The 25324-nt window shown below is 68.1% G+C and carries 14 protein-coding genes; 7 read left to right on the top strand and 7 right to left on the bottom strand.

Going from position 1 to position 25324, the window contains the following annotated elements:
• The first annotated feature begins 10 nt into the window (after nt 1-10).
• From SLW56_RS11785 to SLW56_RS11770, 4 genes are all read left to right on the top strand, one after another.
• Nucleotides 11-3142, top strand: coding sequence for an efflux RND transporter permease subunit (locus SLW56_RS11785; RefSeq protein ID WP_320694888.1), 3132 nt, complete (start codon nt 11-13; stop codon nt 3140-3142).
• A gap of 479 nt (nt 3143-3621) precedes the next feature.
• Complete coding sequence (locus SLW56_RS11780; RefSeq protein WP_320694887.1) at nt 3622-4716, top strand: macro domain-containing protein; 1095 nt, start codon at nt 3622-3624, stop codon at nt 4714-4716.
• 264 nt (nt 4717-4980) lie between these two features.
• Nucleotides 4981-6381 carry a 3' terminal RNA ribose 2'-O-methyltransferase Hen1 gene (locus tag SLW56_RS11775; RefSeq protein ID WP_152181653.1) on the top strand — a complete coding sequence of 467 codons (1401 nt, stop codon included), beginning with the start codon at nt 4981-4983 and terminating at the stop codon, nt 6379-6381.
• A 16-nt stretch (nt 6382-6397) separates the two neighbouring features.
• Nucleotides 6398-8950, top strand: coding sequence for a polynucleotide kinase-phosphatase (locus tag SLW56_RS11770; protein WP_320694886.1), 2553 nt, complete (start codon nt 6398-6400; stop codon nt 8948-8950).
• A gap of 128 nt (nt 8951-9078) precedes the next feature.
• Here the strand turns inward: SLW56_RS11770 and SLW56_RS11765 are convergent, their stop codons facing one another.
• The 6 genes from SLW56_RS11765 to SLW56_RS11740 all read right to left on the bottom strand — a co-directional run bounded on the left by SLW56_RS11765 (nt 9079) and on the right by SLW56_RS11740 (nt 21629).
• Nucleotides 9079-10383, bottom strand: coding sequence for a sorbosone dehydrogenase family protein (locus SLW56_RS11765; protein WP_320694885.1), 1305 nt, complete (start codon nt 10381-10383; stop codon nt 9079-9081).
• On the bottom strand, nt 10376-10819 hold the full coding sequence (locus SLW56_RS11760) for a DUF2231 domain-containing protein (RefSeq protein WP_320694884.1): 444 nt from the start codon (nt 10817-10819) through the stop codon (nt 10376-10378). The genes SLW56_RS11765 and SLW56_RS11760 overlap by 8 nt, the downstream gene beginning before the upstream one ends.
• A 183-nt stretch (nt 10820-11002) precedes the next feature.
• Entirely contained in the window at nt 11003-12178 is a 1176-nt protein-coding gene (locus SLW56_RS11755; RefSeq protein WP_320694883.1) for a LacI family DNA-binding transcriptional regulator, read from the bottom strand.
• Nucleotides 12179-12253: 75 nt separating this feature from the next.
• Complete coding sequence (locus SLW56_RS11750; RefSeq protein WP_320694882.1) at nt 12254-14698, bottom strand: GH92 family glycosyl hydrolase; 2445 nt, start codon at nt 14696-14698, stop codon at nt 12254-12256.
• A gap of 139 nt (nt 14699-14837) precedes the next feature.
• Nucleotides 14838-17939, bottom strand: coding sequence for a TonB-dependent receptor (locus tag SLW56_RS11745; RefSeq protein WP_320694881.1), 3102 nt, complete (start codon nt 17937-17939; stop codon nt 14838-14840).
• Between the two features lie 297 nt (nt 17940-18236).
• Nucleotides 18237-21629, bottom strand: a complete 3393-nt coding sequence (locus SLW56_RS11740; RefSeq protein ID WP_320694880.1) for a GH92 family glycosyl hydrolase — start codon at nt 21627-21629, stop codon at nt 18237-18239.
• Nucleotides 21630-22117: 488 nt separating this feature from the next.
• Here SLW56_RS11740 and SLW56_RS11735 point away from each other — a divergent pair, with 488 nt between their 5' ends.
• The 3 genes from SLW56_RS11735 (at nt 22118) to SLW56_RS11725 (ending at nt 24017) form a co-directional block, all read left to right on the top strand.
• Nucleotides 22118-22534: a hypothetical protein gene (locus SLW56_RS11735; RefSeq protein WP_320694879.1), complete on the top strand. Its 417-nt coding sequence runs from the start codon at nt 22118-22120 to the stop codon at nt 22532-22534.
• Nucleotides 22535-22836: 302 nt separating this feature from the next.
• Nucleotides 22837-23340 carry a sigma-70 family RNA polymerase sigma factor gene (locus SLW56_RS11730; protein WP_026143219.1) on the top strand — a complete coding sequence of 168 codons (504 nt, stop codon included), beginning with the start codon at nt 22837-22839 and terminating at the stop codon, nt 23338-23340.
• Between the two features lie 20 nt (nt 23341-23360).
• On the top strand, nt 23361-24017 hold the full coding sequence (locus SLW56_RS11725) for a serine/threonine protein kinase (RefSeq protein WP_267113228.1): 657 nt from the start codon (nt 23361-23363) through the stop codon (nt 24015-24017).
• Between the two features lie 199 nt (nt 24018-24216).
• On the opposite strand, the gene SLW56_RS11720 is transcribed toward SLW56_RS11725, so the two are convergent.
• A complete protein-coding gene (locus SLW56_RS11720; RefSeq protein ID WP_267084201.1) occupies nt 24217-24474 on the bottom strand; it encodes a helix-turn-helix transcriptional regulator in 258 nt (85 codons plus the stop codon).
• Nucleotides 24475-25324: the final 850 nt, after the last annotated feature.

Raw genomic sequence — 25324 nt, 5'->3', positions numbered from 1 at the left:
GAACGCCGCCATGCCACAGTTCTTCATCGAACGCCCGGTCTTCGCCTGGGTGATCGCGCTGTTCATCGTGCTGTTCGGCACCCTGGCCATCGGCCAGCTGCCGGTGGCGCGCTATCCCTCGGTGGCGCCGCCCTCGGTGTCGCTGATCGCGTCCTACCCCGGCGCCACGCCGCAGACCCTCAACGACTCGGTGGTGAGCCTGGTCGAACGCGAGCTGTCGGGGGTCAAGAACCTGCTGTATTTCGAGTCCACGGTGGACACCTCGGGCAGCGCGCAGATCACCGCCACCTTCAAGCCCGGCACCAATGCGGAGCTGGCGCAGGTGGACGTGCAGAACCGCATCAAGGCGGTGGAGCCGCGCCTGCCGCAGGCGGTGCGGCAGAACGGCCTGCAGGTGGAATCGGCCGCGTCCGGCTTCCTGATGCTGGTCGGCCTGACCTCGCCGGACGGCCGCTACGACGAGGTGGCGCTCAACGACTACCTGGCCCGCAACATCGTGCAGGAACTGCGGCGCATCGACGGCGTCGGCCGCGTGCAGCTGTTCGGCGCCGAGCAGGCCATGCGCGTGTGGGTGGACCCGGACAAGCTCGTCGCCTACGGCATGACCATGACCGAACTGGCACAGGCGATCGAACAGCAGAACGCGCAGATCGCGCCCGGCCGCCTCGGCGACGAGCCGACCGTGCGCGGACAACGCCTGACCGTGCCGCTGACCGTGGCCGGGCAACTGACCACGCCCGCGCAGTTCGCCGCCATCGTGCTGCGTGCCGACAGCGGCGGCGCGCGGGTGACCCTGGGCGACGTGGCGCGGGTGGAGCTGGGCGCACAGTCCTATGGCTTCTCCAACCGCGAGGACGGCGCTCCCGCCACCAGCGCGGCGATCCAGCTCTCGCCCGGCGCCAATGCGGTGCGCACCGCGCAGGCGGTGAAGGCACGGCTGGCGGAACTGGCCGCGAGCATGCCGACCGGCATGCGCTATTCGATCCCGTTCGACACCGCGCCGTTCGTGAAGCTCTCGATCAAGCAGGTGGTCAAGACCCTGCTCGAAGCGATGGTGCTGGTGTTCCTGGTGATGTACCTGTTCCTGCAGAACGTGCGCTACACGCTGATCCCGGCCATCGTCGCGCCGATCGCACTGCTGGGCACCTTCGCGGTGATGCTGCTGGCCGGTTTCTCGATCAACGTGCTGACGATGTTCGGCATGGTGCTGGCGATCGGCATCATCGTCGACGACGCCATCGTGGTGGTGGAGAACGTCGAGCGGATCATGGCCAGCGAAGGCCTGCCGCCGCGGCAGGCCACGACCAAGGCGATGCGCGAGATCACCGGCGCGGTGGTCGGCATCACCCTGGTGCTGACCGCGGTGTTCATCCCCATGGCCTTCGCCAGCGGCTCGGTGGGCGTGATCTACCAGCAGTTCACCCTGGCGATGGCGGTGTCGATCCTGTTCTCGGCGTTCCTGGCGCTGACCCTGACCCCGGCGCTGTGCGCCACCCTGCTGCGCCCGATCGCGCCCGGCCATCATGCCAAGCGCGGATTCTTCGGCGCGTTCAACCGCGGCTTCGAGCGCCTGACCGGCAGCTATGCCGCACGCGTGGCGCGGCTGCTGCGGCGCAGCGCGCGGGTGCTGGCGGTGTTCGCGGTCCTGTGCGTGGCGTTGGTCTTCGCCATGCGCGTGCTGCCCTCGGCGTTCCTGCCGGAAGAGGACCAGGGCTACTTCATGACCTCGATCCAGTTGCCCACCGATGCCACCAGCGAGCGCACGCTGGCGGTGGTCAAGGCGTTCGAGCGGCACGTCGCCACGCGCCCGGCGCTGGCCTCCAACCTGGTGATCCTGGGTTTCAGCTTCTCCGGCTCGGGCACCAACGCGGCCATGGCCTTCACCATGCTAAAGGACTGGGACCAGCGCGACGGCGCCACCTCCAGCGACGAAGCCGACCGCGTGCAGCAGGCCATGGCCGACCTGCCCGAGGGCACGGTGATGAGCCTGCTGCCGCCGGCCATCGACGAGCTCGGCACCTCTTCCGGCTTCACCCTGTACCTGCAGGACCGCGGCAACCGCGGCGAGGCCGCGCTGATGGCGGCGCAGGCGAAGCTGCTGCAACTGGCCGCGGACAGCAAGGTGGTCAGCGGCGTGTATCAGGACGGCCTGCCGCCGGGCAAGAGCATCCGCCTGGAGATCGACCGCCAGCATGCCGAAGCGATGGGCCTGCCGTTCTCCGCGATCAGCAACACCCTGTCGGCGGCGATGGGCTCGCTGTACGTCAACGACTTCCCCAACGCCGGGCGCATGCAGCAGGTGATCCTGCAGGCCGACGCCGCGTCGCGCATGCAACTGGACGACGTGCTGGGCCTGCGCGTGCGCAGCACCGAGGGCGGCATGGTGCCGCTGCGCGAAGTGGTGACCGCCACCTGGACCGACGCGCCGCAGCAGCTGGCGCGCTTCCAGGGCTTCCCGGCCGTGCGCATCACCGGCGGCGCCGCGCCTGGCGTGTCCAGCGGCGCGGCCATGGCCGAGATGGAACGGCTGGCCGCGCAACTGCCGCCGGGCTTCGCCGTGGCCTGGACCGGGCAATCGCTGCAGGAACGGCAGTCGGCCGCGCAGGCGCCGCTGCTGATGCTGCTGTCGGCGCTGGTGGTGTTCCTGGTGCTGGCGGCGCTGTACGAGAGCTGGACGATCCCGCTGTCGGTGATGCTGGTGGTGCCGCTGGGCCTGCTCGGTGCGGTGGCCGCGGTGATGCTGCGCGGCCTGCCCAACGACGTGTTCTTCAAGGTCGGCCTGATCACCATCATCGGCCTGTCGGCGAAGAACGCCATCCTCATCGTCGAGTTCGCCCGGCAACTGCACCGCGACGGCCAGGGCCTGCTCGAGGCGGCGACCAACGCCGCGCGCCTGCGCCTGCGCCCGATCCTGATGACCTCGCTGGCCTTCGCCCTGGGCGTGGTGCCGCTGATGCTGGCCAGCGGCGCCAGCGCCGAGACCCAGCACGCCATCGGCACCGGCGTGTTCGGCGGCATGGTCAGCGGCACCGTGCTGGCGATCTTCTTCGTGCCGGCATTCTTCGTCTGCGTGGTGGGGCTGCAGGAGCGGGTGGCGCGCTGGCGTGCGCGACGCGGCGGTGGTGCGTCTGCCGAGAACTAGATCGGCGCTGCCGCTGCCATTGTGGCCGTCGACTGTCGTGCAGCCGCGCCGTGCGACGTGGTGTGCTTTTCCGATGGCGCAATGCGTCGGGACTGAAGTCCCTCCCACAGTGCACACGACTGGCTCGCCGCAAGCGCCTGTGGGAGCGGCTTCAGCCGCGACGAGGCATCGCTGGGAATGCCTGTCGCGGCTGAAGCCGCTCCCACGAAAAAGAATCGCTGCCGTCGATCGGCGCTGAGCCGCACCTCTTCTCCTGGTCTCGCCCGATCTCAGGAGGTGAGACGCCGCTGCCGCATGCTTGCGCGCTCCCCGCTGCTGCCCTGGCGCCCCTTGCTGCAGGACAGTCAGATGCGCACATGCGCTGACGTCGGCAGCACCTCGCCGGCCTGTCTGGGCCAGGCCGCGGACAGCGCTACCGCACACGCGGTGCCTGTCAGTGCGGGCAAGCGACAGGCGCCACCACGGGGATCTCTCCATCGATGGATCGCACCATGTTCAAGGCACGAATCGGCGACCTGTTCGCCAGCCACGCCCACGTCCACGCGAATGCGGTCAATTGCGCCGGCATCATGGGCAAGGGCATCGCGCAGGCGTTCAAGCGGCGCTATCCGGCGATGTTCGAGGACTATGCCGTGCGCTGCCGGGAAGGCCGCGTGCGCATCGGCGAGCCCTATCTGTACGACGACGCCAGCGGCATCCGCATTCTCAACTTTCCGACCAAGCGCCATTGGCGCTCGCCGTCGCGGCTGGAGGACATCGCGGCAGGGCTGGACTATCTCGCCGCGCGTCTGCGCGAATGGGACGTGCGCAGTCTTGCCCTGCCGCCGCTCGGCTGCGGCAACGGCGGCCTGGCCTGGGAGGAGGTCGGTCCGCTGATCTACCGCACGCTGGCGCACCTGCCGGTCGACATCGAGGTCTATGCGCCGTACGGCACGCCGCTGGCGCAACTCGAAACCGCCTTCCTGACGCAGCCGGCAAACGCCTCGACCGAGGGCGCCGGTAAACGTACGGCGCCCCAGCCGGGCTGGATCGCGATCATGGAAGTGCTGCGGCGGCTGCAGGCCCGGCCGGAGGCGCGGCCGATCGGGCGCACGCTGTTCCAGACGCTCTGCTGGGCCATGACCGAACTGGGCGTACCGACCGGGCTGACCTTCCGCACTGCCGGCCGCGGCCCGCGCCAGGGCGACGTCCGGCCGATCCTGACCGACCTGGCCAACCGCAACTGGCTGCAGGAGCAGCCGCAGGGACGGACCATGGCGCTGCGCGCCTCGCCGCAGTACGACAAGGAGCATGCGCGGTTCGCCGCGGCGTATGCGCCCTACGACACCGAGATCGCGAAAGCCGTGGACCTGTTCGCACAGATCAGGAGCATCGACCAGGCCGAGGACATCATGACGGTGTTCCAGGCCGCGCGCCGGCTGCAGGTGGCGCATCCCGGGCAACGGCACGATACACAGCAGCTCCTTGCCCATCTGCGGGATGCAAACACGGTTGCGGCACCGGAAGAACAGCGGCGTACTGCGACAACGACAATCGAGACGCTACTGGCGCTGGATTGGATTCGCTTGCACTGAGCGCGGCGCTGCCAGGCGCACCGACACGCATTCAATCCAGCGCGAATCGCGGTAAGGTGGCACCGCATCGCGGCGACTATGGGTCGACAACCGGCACCCTCGATCGTCCTGAAAGACACGGCCGAGTCCTTGGTGGCGTGCCACATTCACCGCCATGCGCACTCGCCATTCAAGCCAGCGGTGACCAGCGCACCTTCCCAGCCCCCGCACGGTGGCAATGGCAGCGCGGTAGACTCACGGCCTTTCTCGCGAAGCCATCACACCGTGCTGCTGTCCCTCTCCACCACCACCCAGCCCGCCACCGATCTCGGCTACCTGCTGGTCAAGCACCCCGAGCGTGCCCACGAGGTCGACCTGCCGTTCGGTACCGCCCGGGTGTTCTACCCACAGGCCGACCACACCCGTTGCACCGCAGTGCTGATGCTGGACATCGATCCGGTGGGGCTGGTGCGCGGGCGCGGCGAGGCCGAAGGCAGCCTGTCGCAGTACGTCAACGACCGCCCGTACGTCGCCAGTTCGTTCCTCTCGGTCGCGCTCAAACGCGTGTTCGGCACCGCCATGGCCGGCACCAGCAAGAGTCGCCAGGCGCTGGCGGACACGCCCATTGCGCTGGAAGCGGAAATTCCGGTGCTGCGGTGTCGCGGCGGCGAGCAACTGCTGCAGGCCTGGTTCGAACCGCTTGGCTACACCGTAACGGTCGAGCGCCTGCCGCTGGATCCGCGCTTTCCCGAGTGGGGCGACAGTCCGTATGTGCGCCTGCAGCTCGCCGGAACCGTGCGCCTGCAGGATCTGCTGACCCACCTGTATGTGCTGCTACCGGCCATCGATGGCGACAAGCACTACTACGTCGGCCACGACGAAATCGAGAAGCTGCTCGACAAGGGCGGCACCTGGCTGTCCGCGCACCCGCAACGTGAGGCGATCGTCGGCCGCTACCTGCGCCGCCACAAGCCATTGGTCCGGGCGGCGCTGGCGCGCCTGCTGGACGATGAAGAGGAGGCGATCGACGCCCAGGAAGAGCGCAAGGAAGCGGCCGAGGACGCGATCGAACGTCCGCTCAGCCTCAACGACCAACGCATGCAGACCGTGGTCGAGACGCTGCGCACCCTGGGCGCGCGGCGCGTGGTCGACCTGGGCTGCGGCGAAGGGCGCCTGCTTGGCCTGCTGCTCAAGGAGCCACAGATCGAGCACCTGCTCGGCATCGACGTGTCGCTGCGCTCGCTGGATCATGCTGCCGATCGGCTACACCTCGAACGGCTGCCGCCGCTGCAGCGTCAACGCATCACCCTGGCCCACGGCGCGCTGACCTACCGCGATCGCCGTATCGAAGGCTTCGATGCGGCCTGCGCGATCGAGGTGATCGAACACATGGACGCGCCGCGCCTGCCGGCGTTCGAGCGCGCCCTGTTCGGTTTCGGCAGGCCGCCTGCAGTGGTGATCACCACGCCGAACAGCGAGTACAACGTGCGCTTCCCGACCCTGCCGGCCGGGCGTTTCCGCCACCCCGACCACCGCTTCGAGTGGACGCGCGCGGAATTCCGCGCCTGGGCCGATGGCGTGGCGCAGCGCAACGGCTACAGCGTGCGCCATGCCCCCATCGGCCCGGACGATCCGGAGGTCGGCCCGCCGACCCAGATGGCGGTGTTTACCCGCGACATGGCCTGACCTTTTCGGCATCCTCATGACGATACGCATTCCCAAGCTCAGCCTGGTCGCCCTGATCGGCCCGTCAGGCAGCGGCAAGTCCACCTTCGCCCGCACCCACTTCCTGCCGACCGAGGTGATCTCCTCCGATGCCTGCCGCGGCCTGGTCGCCGACGACGAGAACGACCAGACCGCCACCGGCGACGCCTTCGAGGTGCTCTACTTCATCGCGCGCAAGCGCCTGGCCGCCGGCCGCCTGACCGTCGTCGACGCGACCAACGTGCGCCCGGAAGACCGCAAGCGCCTGGTCGAACTGGCGCGCGAGTTCCATGTCCTGCCCTGCGCCATCGTGTTCGACCTGCCCGAGCGCGTATGCCAGGACCGCAAAAGTGCGCGTGCGGACCGCAACTTCGGCCCGCACGTCATCCGCAACCAGCAACAGGCGCTGCGCAAGGGCCTGCGCGGCCTGGAACGCGAGGGCTTCCGCCACGTCAGCGTGCTGCGCTCGGTGGAGGACGTGGCGGCCGCCACGATCGAACGTATTAAGGTCTGGAATGACCGCCGCGAGGAGCACGGGCCGTTCGATCTGATCGGCGACGTGCACGGCTGCCGCGACGAACTTGTCGCCCTGCTCGGCCGCCTGGGCTACACCGTCGGCGGCACCCGCGAGGCACCCGAGGTCGCCGCGCCGGAAGGACGCAAGGCGGTCTTCGTCGGAGACCTGGTCGACCGCGGCCCGGATTCGCCCGGCGTGCTGCGCCTGGTCATGCACATGGTCGGCAACGGCACCGCGTTGTGCGTGCCGGGCAATCACGACGTGAAGCTGCAGCGCAAGCTCGCCGGACGCGACGTGCGCATCAGCCACGGCCTGGCCGAGACGCTGGAGCAACTGCAGGCCGAGCCTGAGGAGTTCAGCCGCGAGGTCGCCGCCTTCATCGACAAGCTGGTCAGCCACTATGTGCTCGACGACGGCAAGCTGGTGGTCGCCCACGCCGGTCTCAAGCAGGAGCTGCAGGGCCGCACCTCGCAACGCGTGCGCGAGTTCGCGCTGTACGGCGAGACCACCGGCGAGATCGATGCGTTCGGCCTGCCGATCCGTTCCGACTGGGCCCGCGACTATCGCGGCCCGGCGATGGTGGTGTACGGCCATACGCCGACGCCGGAGCCGGAATGGGTCAACCGCACCATCTGTCTCGATACCGGCTGCGTGTTCGGCGGCAAGCTCACCGCGCTGCGCTATCCGGAGAAGGAACTGGTGTCGGTCGCGGCCGCGCGCGAGTACTACGCGCCGGTCAAGCCGCTGCTTTCGGCCGAGGACGCGAGCGCCGCGGCCACCACGCCGCGCGAGGCCTTGCTGCTCGACCTGGACGATGTCGCCGGCAAGCGCGTGATCGACACCCGCGCCTTCCGCAGCGTCACCATCCGCGAGGAGAACAGCATCGCCGCGCTTGAGGTGATGAGCCGCTTCGCCATCGATCCGCGATGGCTGGTGTACCTGCCGCCGACCATGGCGCCGCCGGAGACCGCCAAGTCCGGCGACCTGCTCGAACGCCCGCAGGAAGCGCTCGACTTCTATCGCCAGGAAGGCATCGCCACGCTGGTGTGCGAAGAGAAGCACATGGGCTCGCGTGCGGTCGTCGTGCTGTGCCGCGATGCCGGTGTCGCGCAGCGACGTTTCGGCATCGGCGACGATGGCCGTGGCGTCGTCTACACCCGCACCGGTCGCCGCTTTTTCGGCGAGCGCGAACTGGAAAACGCCCTGCTCGATCGCCTCGACGCGGCATTGCAGCGTGCAGGCCTATGGGAGGAACTGCATACCGACTGGATCGTGCTCGATGCGGAATTGCTGCCGTGGTCGGCCAAGGCCCAGGAACTGCTGCGCGAGCAGTACGCACCGACCGGCGCCGCCGCCACCGCGGCGCTTGCCACCGCCCGCACCTGGCTGGACGCGGCCGCCGCGCGTGGCCTCGACGTGCAGTCCTGGCAGCAGCAGGCGCAGGCACGCCACAGCGACGCCAGCCGCTTCGTCGACGCCTATCGCCGCTACTGCTGGGCAGTAAACGGCCTGGAGGACCTGAAGATCGCGCCGTTCCACGTGCTGGCCTGCGAAGGCGTGGTCGGCCTGGAGCGCGACCACCGTTGGCACCTGGACATCGCCCGCCGCCTGGCCGACGTAGAACCGCTGGTACGGCTGACCCGGCACATATTCGTCGACCTGGCCGACGAGGCCAGCGTGGCCGATGCCGTCGCCTGGTGGGAAGCGCTGACTGCACAGGGCGGCGAAGGCATGGTCATCAAGCCGGTCGAAGGCCTGGCGCGCAGCAAGCGCGGGCTGGTGCAACCGGCCATCAAGTGCCGCGGCCGCGAGTATCTGCGCATCATCTACGGACCCGAATACACCGAACCACAGAACCTCGATCGGCTACGCCAGCGTGGCCTGCGCACCAAGCAGTCGCTCGCCATCCGCGAGTTCGCGCTGGGCCTGGAAGCATTGCAGCGTTTCGTCGCGCAGGAACCGCTCTATCGCGTGCACGAATGCGTGTTCGGCGTGCTGGCGCTGGAAAGCGAGCCGGTGGACGTACGGCTGTAACCTCCCATGTCCGTGCTGTTCCGCCATCCAGCCACGCGCCCGGGCGATCCACATACCGCACCGCGCCCAGGCGGCATCGCGTACAGACGACGCCACCCACATACCCGTGGGCGGCGTCGTGCGGCCGGTCAGAAGCGCACACGCCAGACGCTGTTGCCGACATCGTCGGCTATCAGCAACGCGCCGTCCTTGTCCTGCGCCAGGCCGACCGGGGCGCCGTATAGCTGCGACTCGTCCTGCGAGTGGAAGCCGCTGACCACGGTCTGCGGTGGGCCGACCGGCCGGCCCTGCTGGAACGGCACGTAGACCACTTGATAGCCGCTAAGCGGCGAACGGTTCCAGCTGCCGTGCTCGGCCACGAACGCACCCTCGCGGTACTTGGCGGGCAGCGCATCGCCGCGGGAGAACCACAGGCCTAGCGCGGCCACATGCGAGCCCAACGCGTAGTCCGGCTTGATCGCCTTGGCCACCAGGTCCGGGCGCTGGTCCTTGACCCGCACATCCACGTTCTGCCCGTAGTAGCTGTACGGCCAGCCGTAGAAGCCGCCGTCCTGCACCGAGGTCAGGTAGTCGGGCACCAGGTCGGCGCCGATCTCGTCGCGCTCGTTGGCGATCGCCCACAGCTTGCCGGTGCGCGGCTCCCACTGCAGTCCGGTCGGATTGCGGATGCCCGAGGCGAAGATGCGGCTGCTGGCCGAGGCCACGTCCACTTCCAGGACGGCCGCGCGGCGGTATTCCACGTCCAGCCCGTTCTCGCCGATGTTGCTGTTGGAGCCGACGCCGACGTACAGCTTGCGTCCGTCGGGACTGGCCAGCAGTGCCTTGGTCCAATGGTGCTCGATGGTGCCGGGGAGATCGGCGAACAGCGTGCCGGGCGCGGTGATCTCGGTCTGGCCGGGGACGTAGGGGAACTTCATGATGTTGTCGGTGTTGGCGACGTACAGCGCATCGCCGATCAGCTGCACCCCGAACGGCGAGTGCAGCCCCTTCAGGAACGCATGCTGTTCCCACCGGCCGTCCGCAGTCCTGCGCAGCAGGGTGATGCGGTTGCCGCCCTTGGCGCTCTTGCCGGAGCGGCTCTGGACCAGCCCCGCGATCAGTTGCTTGGGCGTGGTGACGGGTTCCATCCCCGGCGAATTGGCCTCCACCACCAGCACGTCGTCGTTGGGCAGCACGTACAGCTGGCGCGGATGTTTCAGGCCGCCGGCGATCTTCTCGATCTTCAGGCCAGCCGCCACCGTGGGCGCCTGCCCCTCCTTCCAGCCCACCCCCTCGGGAACCTGCATCGGCGGCAGCAGGAAGTTGCGCGCCTGCGGCAGCGGCGGCGCGTTGCCCGCCTGCTGGCTCGGCTCGAGCGAGGCCTTGCCGCTGCAGGCGGCCAGGGCCACCGCGCAGCTCAGCGCGAAGGCGGACAGGCAGAGGCGCTTAGCCATGCGCGTAGCCCTCGCGCGACGTGAGGCGGATGGCGATGAGCACATGCCCGATCGCCAGCAGCGCGACCGTGACGGTCGACAGCCAGAGCCCGGTGGGGACCACCGCATACGCATCGCGGCTGTGCACGAAGGCATTGAAGATGGCGGCGACGATGGCAAGCAGGTTCAGCCAGAAGTCGAGCCGTTCCACCGGCAGCACCGAGCGCCGCGAGGTGATCCACACCTGCACCAGGTTGATCAGGCGCGGCACGATGGCGATGACCAGGCCGATCGCGATCAGCCAGGCCGCCGCCTTGGTCCACAGCATCACCGCGCTGCGGGCATAGACGATGTCGAAGATCAGCGCGGCGACGAAGCAACCGAACGGGATGGGATTGAGCAGGCCGTAGAAGGCGTTGGCCACCACGGAACGGCGCGGTGCAGTCTGCAAAGGCATGAGACGGCTCTCGAAAGGAAGAAGGGGGCGAATGGCCCGCGCACCACGAGCCCGCGGAACGCGCCGCTGTGGTGGTGCGACCCACTATCTGCCCGCCCCTGTCGAGAGGGCGTCGCGATGGCACCGCGCGTGCCGGCGTGCCATCCCAGTTCGTCGCCGCGGCCGCCGCCGCGGATCGCGGCGCTAGGCGCGCGTGGGCGCGATCGGCGCGCCGCTGCTCTCGCGCACCGTCAGGCGCACCGGCACGATCGTCCTGCGCGGCGGCGCGGCCGCATCCAGCCGCTCCAGCACCAGTTGCGCCGCCTGGCGGCCGCGGGCGCGCGGTTGCGCGGCGAGCGTGGTCAGCGCGGGCGTGCTCACCGCGGCCTCGGGGATGTCGTCGAAGCCGGTGATCGCGAAGTCCTGGCCCGGACGGACGCCGCGCGCGAGCAGGCCCAGCATCAGGCCGAGCGCGACCGTATCGTTGTAGCAGACCGCTGCGGTGGGCGGTGCGTCGTGGGCGAACAGTTCACCGTGGCGCGCCGCCGCTTCCAGGCGATTGGGCGCGGACTCGATCAGCCAGGCCGGGTCGACCGGCAGCCTGGCCTGCCGCATCGCCTGCGCGTGGCCGGCGCGACGCTGCCGGCAGGAGCTGGAATCGGCATGGCCGCCATAGAAGGCGATGCGGCGGTGGCCGAGCGCGATCAGGTGCTCGGTGGCCAGTTGCGCGCCGCGCTGGTTGTCCAGGCCGAGGAAACCCCAGTCGTCGGCGCCGGCAAGTTCGCGGTTGAACAGCAGCACGTTCGCGCGTGCGTCCAGCACCGTGTGCAGTTCGGCGGCGTCGCTGCCCTCGGCTGGCGACAGGATCACGCCGGCCGGCGTGTGTTCCATCAGCGAGGCCAGTACGGCCTGCTGCCGCGCGGGCGATTCGCCGGTGCTGCCGAGCAGGGTCACATAGCCTTGCTCACCCAACGCCTCGTCCACGCCGGCGGCGAACTCGGCGAAGAACGGATTGGCCAGGTCGTTGATGACCAGGGCCACGCAGGTCGAGGTACGCCGGCGCAGATTGGCGGCGCCGCGGTTGTAGACGTAGCGCTGCCGCTTCAGTTCCGCTTCCACGCGCGCACGCGTGTCGGCATGCACCAACGGGCTGCCACGCAACACCAGCGAGACCGTGGCGCGGGAGACGCCGACCGCATCGGCGATGTCGGTGACGGTCACCACACGCTGGCGGTCGCGCGCGGCGGCGGCCGGTGCGGTCTTTGTGGCCTTTTTCGCCTTGTCCGCCTGCTCCGCCGCAACCGGCGCCGCCTTGCGCGCGGCGGCCTTGGCAACCTTGGAGCCTGCGGATCCGGTTCCGGGTGGACGCTTCTGGCTCATCGGATCGCTTCCCTTCGGACGAGATGCGCAGCGTAAACCATCGGCTGCGCGCGCCTGCCGCGCGACGGCACGGACTCAGCGCCAGCCCAGGCTGGCGGCGGACGGCGGCGCCGCGCACGGCGACACCGGCAGGTCCTGCGGCTGCGTGCCCCAGCCCTGCGGCTGCGGCGCATCGCGCAGGTCGAAACGCAGGCGGCCGCCCTGGCGCAACTGCGCCCAGTCCAGCCACACCGGCGCGTGCGCGCGGCCGTCCAGCGACACGCCACCGATGTAGCGCAGCTTGCCGTTGCCGGCCTGCGGCGCATCGACACGCAGCGTACGGCCCGGCCCCACGTCCAGTTCGATGCGCGAAAAGCGCGGCGCGTGCAGCAGGAACTGCCCGGTGCCGGGCACCGCCGGGTACAGACCCATCACGCTGAACAGATACCACGCCGACATCGTGCCCAGGTCGTCGTTGCCGGTCACGCCGTTGGGCGCATTGGTGAACAGCGTCTGCGCCGCATGCAGCACGGTGCTGGTCTTCCACGGCTGGCCGATCAGCGTGTACATCCACGGCGCATGCAGGTCCGGTTCGTTGTTGGGGTTGTAGCGGAACTGGCTGTAGTAGCTGTACGGCCCCATCACCCATTCCTTGCGCGCCGCGCCGGCCGGGTCGGCCAGCAGCGCGTCGTAGGCGAAGAAGGTATCCAGTCGCCGCGCGGTCTGCTCCGGCCCGTGCATCGCCTCCACCAGGCCCGGCACGTCCTGCTGCGCCAGCCACTGGTATTGCCAGGCCGTGCCTTCGTGGAAACCGTGCTGCGAACGCGGATCGTAATGGCCATCCGCCGGCGTGTACCACGCCCCATCCTCGGTGCGCGGCCGCGGGAAACCGGTGAAGCCGGTCTGCGTATCGCGCACCGAGGGATCCCAGATCGAACGCCAGTTGCGCCCACGCCGATTCAGCACCGCCGCGTCCTCGGCATGCCCCAGCGCACCGGCCATGGTCGACAGCGCGCAGTCGGCCAGTGCGTACTCCAGCGTCGCCGAGCCGCCGTGGTGCGGGTCGACGTCCATGCCCTTGGACGGAAACGCGCGGTCGTACTGCACGAAGCCCTGCGCCAGGTAGCTGGCATTGCCGGAACGCCCCGCGTGCCGCGAGTTCATCGGCGGCATCTCGAACGCATTGCGGCGCAGCGCGGCATAGGCTTCCGCCTCGCGCCCCTGCAGCGCGCCGAAGCGCCACAGGTCGACCAGGAACGGCGTGACCGGATCGCCGGTCATCACGTTGGTCTCGAAGTTGGCATAGCCCCAGCGCGGCAGCCAACCGCCTTGTGCATTGATCGCCAGGATCGAGCGGCCGATGTCGGCGGCGCGCTGCGGACGCAACAACGCCAGCAACTGGTTCTGCGCACGATAGGTGTCCCACAACGAGAAGAACTCGTGGTAGGTCCAGCCGTCGGCGTGGTGGATGCCGTCGTCGTAGCCGCGGTAACGGCCATCGGCGTCGCTGCCGGTCAGCGGCTGCAGCAGCGCGTGGTAGAGCGCGGTGTAGAACACCACGCGGTCGTCGCCGCTGGCGCCCTGCACGCGCACGCTGGCCAGTTCCTTGTCCCAGGCCTGCTGCGCGCGGGCGCGCATCGCATCGAAGCCGAGCAGGCGGCCATTGGCCATGCCCTCACTGCGCAGGTTGTTGCGCGCGCCCTCGGCGTCCACGTGCGAGATCGCCGAGATGGCGGTGACCGCGCGGCCCTTGCTCAGATCGAAGGTGAGCCACGCGCCGCTGGGCTTGCCCTCGCCCTCCATGCCATGCCGCGAGCCCGGCACGCCGCCGGCCTCGCCCCAGGTGCCGAAGGCCTTGAACGGGCGATCGAACTCCAGGCGGAACCAGGTGGTGTACTGGTGGCCGCCGCAGAAGCTCTGCGTCACCAGCTTGCCTTCCACGACGCGGTCGCCGACCACGTTCAGGGTGCTGCCGGTGACCGTATGGCGGGCGTTGGCCTGGCCGATATTGACCAGCACGTGGCCCTCGCCCGAGGTGGAAAAGGTGTAGCGCTCGGCCGCAGCGCGGGTCAGTGCGGTCGCTTCGGCGTCGATGCCGCCGTAATCGGTCAGCCGCACCTTGTAGTAGCCGGCCTGGCCGCGCTCGCCGTCGTGCTGGTAGCGCGCGCCATAGCGGGTGTGGTCGAACGCCTTCGGGTCGCCCGTATCGAACGCGCCGCCGGGACCGATGCGCCCGGTGACCGGCAGCACCGAGACCTGCCCGCCCTGCTCCCAGCAGCCGGCGCCGGACAGGAAGGAATGGCCGAAGCCGCGGATCTGCGGATCGTCGTAGCGCCAGCCGGCGTAGTGCGCGCCGATCGGGCTGACCTGGATCATGCCGAACGGAGCGGACGCACCGGGGAAGGTGTTGCCGTCGTCCTTGCTGCCGATGAAGGTGTTGACCTCGGCACTGAGCCGGGGCGCGGCGGCCAGTGCCGGCGTCACCAGCAGCAAGGACAGGGCGAACGTGCGCAGCAGGGAGGGCAGCGGGGAAGACGTCATGCGATGGATCCTGTAGTGGACGACCGCGGCAAGCGCGACGGCGCGGTCGTGGACGGCGAAAACGGCGGCCCGGCCGTCGCCGGACCGTCGCGCCCATGCCGACCGCCGCGCGGCGGACATGGGCACGACAGGCTGCAGCCTAGAACTTGTAGGTCAGCCCCAGGTACGCCAGCCGCCCGGCGTAACCGCCGGTGTAGAAGCGCGCCCGGGTGTCGTCGCCCAGATGCTGGCGCGACTCCTGCTTGGTCAAATTCAGCACCGACGCGGTGAGGCTGAGCGCCGGGGTGATGTTGTACGCCGCATTCAGATCGATCTGGTAGTACGGTTCCTCGTAGACGTTCAAGCCGTTGACCAGGCCCTGCACCAGCTCGCCGCGACGGTTGTACGAGGCGCGCAGCAGCAGCCGGTCGGTCTCGTAGAACACGGTGAGGTTGGTCTGGTTCTTGGCACTGCCCGGCATCGAGGTCTTGCCGACCTCGGTGCCGTCCTCCAGCCGCACCGCGGCCTTGCTGGCATCGTTGTAGGTGTAGTTGAACTGCACGCCGAGGCCGGAGGGCAGCGTGTGCTGCGCGTACAGCTCCACGCCCTGCGACACCGCGTCCTGGCCGCCGGCCTTGGTGCTGTAGTTCTGCACCGTAACCGTCTGGCCGTTGATCAGCATGTTGACGTCGCTGATCACATCGACCGAGAAGTTCTCCACGTTCTTGCGGAACAGCCCCACGCCCGCCACCGAGCCCGGCTGGAAGTACCACTCCAGCCCCAGGTCGAACTGGTTGGCCTTGTACGGCTCCAGCTTCTTGTTGCTGCCCGAGCCGTACCAGCCCTGCTCGCTGGCACCGCCGGTCAGGCGCCGGTCGGCCACGTATTCCGGGCTGTAGTACTCCAGGCTGCCGGGCGCGGCGATGGCGTTGTAGCTGGGCCGCGCGATCACCTTCGACGCCGCCGCGCGCAGCAGCAGGTTCTCGGTCAGGTCGTAGGCCAGGTTGAAGCTGGGCAGCACGTCGGTGTACTTGCGGTCCAGCGCACTGACCACGAACGACTCGGTGCGCTGCTCGGTGTCGGAAAGCCGCCAATAGCCTTCGGTGCCGCAGTAGGTATCGGCTGGCGCGCCCGCGGGCATGGCCGCGCCCTGCTGACAGGCCAGCGGATTGCCGTCGGCACCATCGAAGAAATAATCGTTATAGGCGGTCACCTTGTCGGTGGAATCGGCATGCTGACCGGTGCGCGCCACCCGCACGCCGACGTTGCCGCGCAGGCGCTCGGTGTGGAAGTTGAGCTGCAGGTAGGTCGAATAGATCTTCTCGTCGACGTTGTAGACGAAGTTGTCTTCGTTACGGGTCTGCATCGCGCCGTAGGTCTGGTTCAAGTAGCCGATGTAGCCGGGGAAGTTGATCGCCGGGAACGCGCTGGACTTTACCCCGCCGGCCAGGTTGTCCAGCGAGAACAGCAGGTCCGGCGAGAACTGCGTGGCCAGCGCATTGCAGCGCCCGTTCCAGTAGCGGTTGTTGTAGTCGCTCGGGTCGGTGCCCGGGCACACCCAGTAGTTGTTGCCGGTGTTGCGGTGGATGCCGCCGTCGCGGCGCTTGAGGCCGAACTGCAGCGAGTCGAAGAACTCGCCGTCCATGTGCCAGGTGGTATCGATCTGCGCGTACTGCTGCTGGTTGGTGTTGCGGGTCCAGGACGAACCGGTCGAACCCAGGTCGACCTGCAGGATGCCGTCGCGCAGGTTCTGCATCAGTTCCGGCGAGAAGGTCATGGTCGGCGTGCCAGTGAAGTCCCAGGCGCTGGCGAAGTTGCCGTTGCTCCAACTGCCATCGGCGTTCTGGCGACGCGGCTTGATCGGCAGGGAGAACTGCAGCTCCGGCCCGCCCTTGGCCCAGGTGCGGCCGGCCTTGAACGACACGTCCACCTTCTCGCCGCGCCATTCGCCGCCCAGGTCCACCGTCTGCGACAGCGACTTCTCGATGTTGTAGCTGCCGGTGATCTGCGGCGTCGGCACCGTGCAGTCGTCCGAGCCCCAACCGCCAGGCGGCAGGCCGGCGGCGGCGGCCTGCGCTTCGCTGCAGTAGTAGGCCTTGCCCGGATGCAGGCTGTAATTGGCGCCGGTGACGATGGTGCCGCTGGGATCGAACTGCAGCCCGTCGAGCAGGCGGCCGCCGCGCCAGTTGCCGTCGCCGTAGTAGCGAGCGATGTTCCACTCGGGGATCTTGACCGTGTTGGTCTGCGAGTTCTGCGATAGATCGAAGCGGAAGTAGTTCGCGGTCAGGGTCAGGTCGTCGGTCGGCTTGAACTGGAAGGTCAGCTGGCCGCCCTTGCGCTCGCGTTCCTCCTGCTTGACGTCCAGGCTGACCGCCGTGGGCATCATGAAGCGGGTGTAGTACTTGCCGTTCTGGTCCCAGAAGCCGGTGCCGCCCCACCAGTTGGCGTTGAAGTCCGACGGATTGCCGTTGACGTCGACCGCCGGGCCGCCTTCGTCGCGGCCGTACCACTGCCAGCTCTCGGTACTGGCGTTGAGCGTGCGCGCGGTGCGCTTTTGCTGCGTGTAGCCGACGAACACGCCGAAACGGTTGTCCTGGTCGTGCCACGAGTACGAGCCGGAGAACTGGCCGTCGGTCTTCTTGCTGCTGTCCGACCACACGCCCTCGGCAGACAGGAAGCCGGAGTTGGGCTCCAGCTCCAGTGGGCGCCGCGTCTGCAGGATCACGGTGCCGCCGATACCGCCTTCGTCGATGCGCGCTTCCGGCGTCTTGTACAGCTCGGCGCTGCCGAGCAGGTTCGATGGCAGCAGCGTGTAGTTGAACGAGCGCGTCGGGTCGCCGTTGGATTCGGCGGTGGCGATGTAGTTGCCGTTCAATTCGGTCAGCACCAGCTCCGAGGACAGGCCGCGCACGCTGACGTTCTTGCCCTCGCCGCCGTCGCGGGTGATGACCACGCCGGGCACGCGCTGCAGCGCATCGGCCACGTTCTTGTCGGGGAACTTGCCCACGTCCTCGGCGGTGATCACATCGACCACGGCGTTGGCGTTGCGCTTCTGCTCCAGGCTCTTCTCGATCGCGTAGCGGTAGCCGGTGACCGTCACCGCGTCCAGGTCGGTGGCCTTGACCTCGGCCTGCCCCGTGGGGGCCGGCGTGCCGTCGGCCTGCTGGGCGAAGGCGGTGGTGGAGGCGGCCGTCGCGAACAAGGCGATGGCGATGCCGGCGGACAGCGTGCTGCGGTTGCGTGCGGATGGCATGAAGTTCATTTCAATCATCCTCTCCCAAAGATTGATCGGCTTGCGGCACGCATGGGTGTCGCTCGATCCAGACCGAACGAACATGCGTGCATCGTTGTAGTGAAAACATCCGGCGCCATCGCGGCATGCCGGTCGTGCAGTCCCTCCCCTCGCAACGATCCCGTTTAATTGGATCGTTCTAATTCGTTGGAAAACTAAGTATCACAGCGCCTCGCGCAGCGCATGCTGCCGCGCAACAGCGCTAATGCATTCGACGAGTGCTGCAGTGGGCGATGCGTAGTGCGCAGTCGCGGCGCTGTTGTGTTTTCATGGCATGGCCTGCCGCGTCACCGGCCGTAGCAGCTCGATCTCGCCCAGCGTCACGCCTTCGCCCGTCTCCAGGCGCAGGCGGTAGGCGCTGTACGTGCCGGGCTTGGCGATGCGGAACGGCCGCAATTGCCGCGCCCAAGCGAATGTCTGCGCGCGTCGCTGGTCCAGCGTGGTCCACGCGCCGTCTCCGTTGCGGCCTTCCAGCGTCCACGCCATGCCGGACAAGGCGGCATCACCGCTTGTCAGCGTGTAGTGCGTGGCGCGTTGCGGCGCTGCGAAACGCAAGTCGACGCTGGCACCGGCCGGCAGCGGCAGCGCCGTGGTCGCATCGTCGTCGATCAGTGCCGTGGCCTTGGGGTGCCCTTCCAACGACACCGCCACGGCCTGCGATGCCACATCCTCCAGCCCGCGCGGCGCGCTGCCCCGCGGCGTCAGCGACGGCGACAACGCGTCCGCGCCGCTGCCCCAGCGCGACGGCGTCGCCCCCATCACGAACTCCAGCGTGGCGCCGTCGGCGATGTCCTGGTGGCGCAGCCAGGCCTTCTTCCACGGCTTGCCGTTGAGCGTGAGCGACTGCACGTACACGTTGCGCGCACCGTTGTTGCGCGCGATCACCACCAGCTTGCGACCGTTGCCGAGATCGACCTCGGCGCGCGGAAACGCCGGCGAGCCGATCACGTACTCCGGCGCGCCCATCCGCAGCGGATACAGCCCGAGCATGGCGAACAGGTACCACGCCGACATCTCGCCGTTGTCCTCGTCGCCCGGATAGCCCTGGCCGATCTCGCTGCCCAGGTACAGCCGGCGCAGCACCTCGCGGGTGAGGCGCTGGGTCTTCCACGGCTGCCCCGCCGCCACGTACATCCACGGCAGATGATGCGAGGGCTGGTTGCTGTGCGCGTACATGCCCATGCGCACGTCGCGCGCCTCGGTCATCTCGTGGATGACGCCGCGGTAGCTGCCGGCAAAACGCTTGTCTGCGGTCTCCGGCGTGGCGAAAAGTTCGTCCAGGCGGACCGCCATGGCGTCCTCGCCGCCCAGCAACCCGGCCAGGCCGGCCGCGTCGTGCGGTGTGGTGAAGGCGAAGGTCCAGGCATTGGCCTCGGTGTAGTCGCCGCCCCACACGCGCGGATCGAACTTCGACGCAGGCGTACTCCACTGGCCAGCCGGCGTACGCCCACGGAAGAAACGCGTGGCCGGGTCGAACAGATACACATAATCGGTGGCACGCGCCCGGAAGTACTCGGCTTCTTCGCGGTAACGCTGTGCCTGCTGCGGCTCCTGTTCTTGTTCCGCCAACGCCTGCGCCATCTGCGCCAGGCCGAAATCGTTGAGTGCACCCTCCAGCGTCCACGACAGCCCTTCGTGCACGTCGTTGGCGGCGTAGCCGCGGTACATCGAGCGGGCCAGGCCCTTGCGACCCACATTCGACACCGGCGGCACCACCGTGGCATTGCGCAGCGCCGCCGCATAGACCTCGTGCGCGTCGAACCCGCGCACGCCCTTCAGCCAGGCATCGGCGAAGGCCACATCGGAACTGGTGCCGACCATCAGATCCGCATAGCCCGGCGAGGACCAGCGCGCCACCCAGCCGCCGTCGCGGTACTGCTGCAGGAAACCATCGATCATCGCCCCGGCCTGCTCCGGCGCGAACAGCGCATACGCCGGCCAACTGGTGCGGAAGGTGTCCCAGAAGCCGTTGTTGACGTAGACCTTGCCCGGCAGGATCGGCGCCGACGTACGCTCGGCATCGCCGCCGGCGTTGTCCTTGGACCAACTGTTCTGGTCGGCATGCCGCCAATCCGGATGCACCGCGCGGCCGAGGTTCTCGTGGGCGACGTTGGGATACAGGAACAACCGGTACAGATTGGAGTACACCGTGACCCGCTGGTCGTGGCTGGCGCCTTTCACCTGTACCCGGCCCAGCACCGCGTCCCAGGCGTCCTGCGCACGCGACTGCACCAGCTCGAACCCGGCGTCGCCGATCTCCTGCTGCAGATTGCGCTGCGCCTGCTCCACCGAGATCAGCGAGGTGGCGATGCGCATCACCACCGTGCGGTCCGCGCCCGGTGCGAACTTGACGTAGCCGGTCGGGCGGCCCGTGGCGATCTTGCCGCTTGAAGCCCAAGGACGGTCGAAGCGCGCATACACGAACAGGCGCGTGGCACCGTTGGACAGCCCGCTGCGCGTGTCGGAGTAGCCACGCAGGGTCTGCGTCGCCGCGTCCAGGGTCAGCCCGCCACGCGCGTCGACGTTGTCGAACAGCAGGTTAGCATCGCCGCCCTCGGGAAAGCGGAAGCGGAAGACCGCGGCCCGCTCGCTCGGCGTCAGCTCCGCGCGGATACCGTTGTCGAAGTCCACCCGGTACAGATGCGGGCGCGCCTCCTCGTGGTCGTGGCTGAAGGACAACGCGCGCTTCGCGCGGTCCGCCTCCGGCACCCCGCGCGTGGACGACGGCATCACCTGGAAGGTCTGGCGATCGCCCATCCACGGGCTGGGTTCATGGCTGATCGACAGCGCCTGCAAGCGCGGCCGGTTGTCGTCGCCGTTCTGTTCGTTCCAGCGGTACAGCCAGCTCAGCGTCCCCGCATCGGTCGCCGGCACCCAGAAATTGAAGCCGTGCGGCATCGCCGTGGCCGGGATGTTGTTGCCGCGCGAGAACGTGCCGTTGGACTGCGTGCCGCGCGTGGTCACCACCTCGTCGCTGGGCCGGCGCGCCGCCTGCGGCGCTGGTTCGCGTCGCACCGCGACATCGTCGATCCAGCCGGAGCCCACCTTGCCGGTCCCAGGCTGTACCTGCAGCTCGATCGCGCGGATGCGCCTGCCGCGCAGCGCCGCCACATCGCCCAACCGCACCTGCTTGAGTGCCCACTGCTGCGGGTACAGCGTCTTCGACGCCGCCTGCCCCGCCGCACCGACCAGCGCACCATGCTGATCTTCCGCGCCCAACTCGGACAAGCGGCGCCCATCGTCGAATAGCAGATCCACCGCCACACCGGTCGACGCCACCGTATCGCCATCGACGATCTCCGGCAGCACCATCCACGACAGCACCGTGTCCGGCTCCACCGGCAGATCGACCACAAACAGCTGTGCGTGCCCGGCCGCAGTAGCGCGATAGTGCAGCGCATGCAGCCCGGTGTAGCCCATGCCGGCCTTGGCCGCGTAGGGCTGCTCGGGGCCATTGCCGATAGCGACCTGGAGAGCCGCTTTGTCGGACTGCGTGGACGACGCAGGCACAGGTTCGCCGCGCTCGAACGAAGACGCGAAGCCGGGATCGGCCGCACATGCCGCGCCGCTGCCCGCGCACAACAGCGCCGACACCGCGACGGACGCCCACCACCGGCGTGAAGACTCAGGCGTGTGCGCGAAGCACGGGCGGATTGGCATGGCGGGCTCCCCAAACTCTCTCGATCGGTTGTGCCGCGACGCGTCGCGTCACGCACCTCCGGTGGCTACGGCGCGCAGCGAAGGCACGCAACGTGGACCGGATCGACCCGAGGGATCGGCGCTCAAGTCGGCATCCAGCACCGCTTCACGACCGCAGATGCATGCGACCAGAACGGGCGTCAGCAAACTCGTAGCACGCGATCCATACCCGCCGTATCCCCCAAGGATGCGCTGCATCAACGGCTTTGGATCGATCCAACTCGCCTACAAGTAACACGCCTTTTGATGAGTTGCATGCTGCTGCGCAACAGTTCCTCTGCGGGTCGACACGCGATCCAGCATCGATCGCGTTGCGTTGAATACGAAGAAGGAGGACGCTGCACCGTCCCGCGACGAGGAGCGATCGAAGGCGATAGAGCGCCCTGCCTGACTGACGATCAACGGCTACACTGGCAAGCGCTGGATCGCTCCAAACACAGGGGTTTCAAATGAAAATGGCCACACTCGCACTTTTGACTGGACTTCTGGCAACGTCGAGCGCACTTGCCGACACAACACGCTGCTCGACGGACTCGTACGGCAACACCACGTGCCGCGGCGACGACGGAAGCGTGACGCGCACCAGCAAAGACTCCTACGGCAATACCACGACCCGTGACGACCAGGGCAACGTGATTCGCTGCTCCTCGGACTCGTACGGCAACAAAACCTGCCGCGGCGACGACGGAAGCGTGACGCGCAGCAGCACGGACTCCTACGGCAATACCACGACCCGTGACGACCGGGGCAACACGATTCGCTGCTCCTCGGACTCGTACGGCAACAAGATCTGCCGCGGCGACGACGGAAGCGTGACGCGCAGCAGCACAGACTCCTACGGCAATACCACGACCCGTAGCGATTAGGGCAACGTGGTTCGCAGCGCGACGGACTCCTTCGGCAACACGACGCGTCGCGACGACAAGGGCAGCGCAACGCGCTGCAGCACCGTCAGCTTTGGCATTGCCACTTGCCGACAAACAGCCTGACGCTGCATTCAAGCCGACGCCGCGCTGCCGCGCGGCTTGATCCAGCAACGTCCTTCCGCGCTATGACCAGTTGAAGATTCTTGCTGGCGCGGTGTGAGATTCCGTGCGCTGGCGCGAATCATGGTGTCGAGGGGCGCGAAGGCCGCGCCGGTGAACCAATGGATACCATCGCAACCGCCATGACCGCGAACGACGCCAGAGATGCCTTCAGCGCGCTGCTACAGCGCCATTCCGGCATCGTGTTCAAGGTCGCTGGCAGCTATGCGCGCGGTGCCGAGGACCGCGCCGATCTGGCCCAGGAAATCGCGGCACAGCTCTGGCACGCCTGGCCGACGTACGACCCAGCGCGCAGCGTCAGCACCTGGATGTACCGGATCGCGCTGAACGTGGCGATCAGCCACCTGCGCAACCGCGAACTGCGGCAGCGGCACGACGCGATGCCGCTGGACGAAACCCTGCACGACGTGGCCGACGGCAACGCCGCGGACCCGGAGAACGAACAGCGGCTTCGCCTGCTGCAGGACGTCATCGCGCGCCAGCCGCCGCTGGACCGCGCACTCTTGCTGCTCTACCTCGAAGACCGCCCGCAACGCGAGATCGCCCAGATCCTCGGCATCACCGAAAGCAACGTCTCCACCAAGATCGGACGCCTGAAACAGCGCATCCGCGACGAATTTCGCTAAACCACGCCATGGAGACCACGATGGAACTCGACGACTTCAAATCGGCCTGGCAAACGCTGGACCGCCGGCTGCAACTGGACAACACGTTGAAGCTGCACGAATTGCGCGAGCGCAAACTGGACCGGACACGCGGCAGCCTGCGCCCGCTGTACTGGGGCCAGGTGCTGCAGATCCTGTTCGGCATTGCGTTCGTCCTGCTCGCGTCGCTACTGTGGATGAGCAAGCCAGCACATGCCGCGTCCATCGTCGCCGGTGTGTTGGTGCAAGCGTATGGCGTGCTGACGATCGTCGCGGCCGGCGTGGTGCTGGGGCGACTCGGCAACATCGACTATGCGCAGCCGGTCGTCGGCATCCAGAAGCAGTTGCTGCGCGCACGCACGCTGTACATCCGCAGCGGCATGGTCGCCGGTCTGCCGTGGTGGTTCCTGTGGATCGCGGTCTTGCAGACCTTGGCTGGCCTGGGCGATGTCGATCTGCTGGCCAAGGCCCCCGCGCTGGTGTGGAGCGGCTACGGCATCGGCGTCGCCGGCCTGCTAGGCACCTGGTGGCTCCACCGCTGGGCACGCCGCCCGCAACGCGCCGAGTTCGGCCGGAAGATGGACGACTCCTTGAGCGGCGGCAGCCTGCGCAAGGCGCTGGCGCAACTGGAAGAATTGCAGCGCTTTGAGTGCGACTGAGTGCGCTTTCTCACGGCCGTCAACATCCACAGATGTCGCTCGGTTCAACTGGCAGCCTACCCCTGCTGCCTGTGAGCAGCGCTCCCAATCCGCGTCGTAGTGCAGTTCCATCTCCCCGCGCGCAGGCAGCGTCCAGCGCGCCACGCGAACGCCATTGGTCCAGATGGAGAGGCTGCGGCCATGCGATCGACGCCCCATCTCACCACTCCGTTTGCGCGCTGGCGGCGGCGGGGTCCCCGCGGGTACCGATGGTCAGCTCCAACCCCAGCGCCGCGCACCAGGCCAAGAGTTGTTCGACGCTCAACGCGTGGGCGTTCAGTTCCAGATGGGAAACCCGCGACTGGCTCAGGCCGAGACGGCCGGCCAGTGCAGACTGGGTCAGTCCCTGGGCCTTGCGTGCGGCCTGCAGTGTCGCGCCTAGTTGCGTTGCGGTGACCAGAACGTGGCGTGTCGACATTGGGGTGGTACCCGTCATTCAGCTAAACGCAAAATACCTGCAAAACGAATAAAGTTCAAATAGCTGATATTTGGGTAAATTACTCGATGTGTGCGCGATCCTCCTGCGCTGACGCCGGATGCCGGATGCCGAATAGTCGGGCACATGCATCACCACAGAGATGCCGTGCAGTGGGCGGCAAAGGCGGGCTGAGTTGGCGAACGCGCCAGGCGCGGTGTCCGACGCGCCTGGCAATGGTGGAATTTGCTGGAAACCTATAGGCGATGTTCTCGGCCTCCTTGGCACAATCACCGCACTTTCTGCGGTGATTGTGGCGGCCAATCGCTGCACAAGTCCGCACGCCCACCGGGACGACCGATGCCACATGTCTGGGAGGCAACCTCCGTTCAAGGGCCGACGTGTAGCGACGACGCGACCGGTACGGGTCATCTCCACCATCGAGCGCTTCGGCTCACGGTCCCGCTCCGGCAAAGCCACCTTCAAAACCTAGCGGCTACGGCGCCACCTTTCACCTGCGTCGCTTCTTGGCGGGAGACGGCGTCCCCACCGACGCATCCTTGATCAGCAGGTACCCATTGGCTATCGTGATACGCACCTTGCCACCACCGCGAAGTCTGTGCCTTCTAGCCATAGGCCATACAAGCGCAGGCTTGGGACCTACCGCCCGACGCGTATGCCGTTGCGCTCCACATCTGTAGTAGCGATAGCCGACGGTGCATTGCGTGCACCCGGCGCGCGATCAAGCGCCTGGGCGCGGCGACGTTGTCGGCATCGGGGCAAACAGGCGTTACCGACGCCGCACCAGTGAGCAGCTCGGCGGCAATCACACCCAAGGGGTCGGGCGATTCGA

Origin of the sequence: Xanthomonas sp. LF07-6 (assembly GCF_034105445.1) — a bacterium.
Classification (GTDB): domain Bacteria; phylum Pseudomonadota; class Gammaproteobacteria; order Xanthomonadales; family Xanthomonadaceae; genus Xanthomonas_A; species Xanthomonas_A sontii.
Note: the sequence above shows the minus strand (reverse complement) of the source record. Positions and strands in the feature narration are given on the sequence as shown.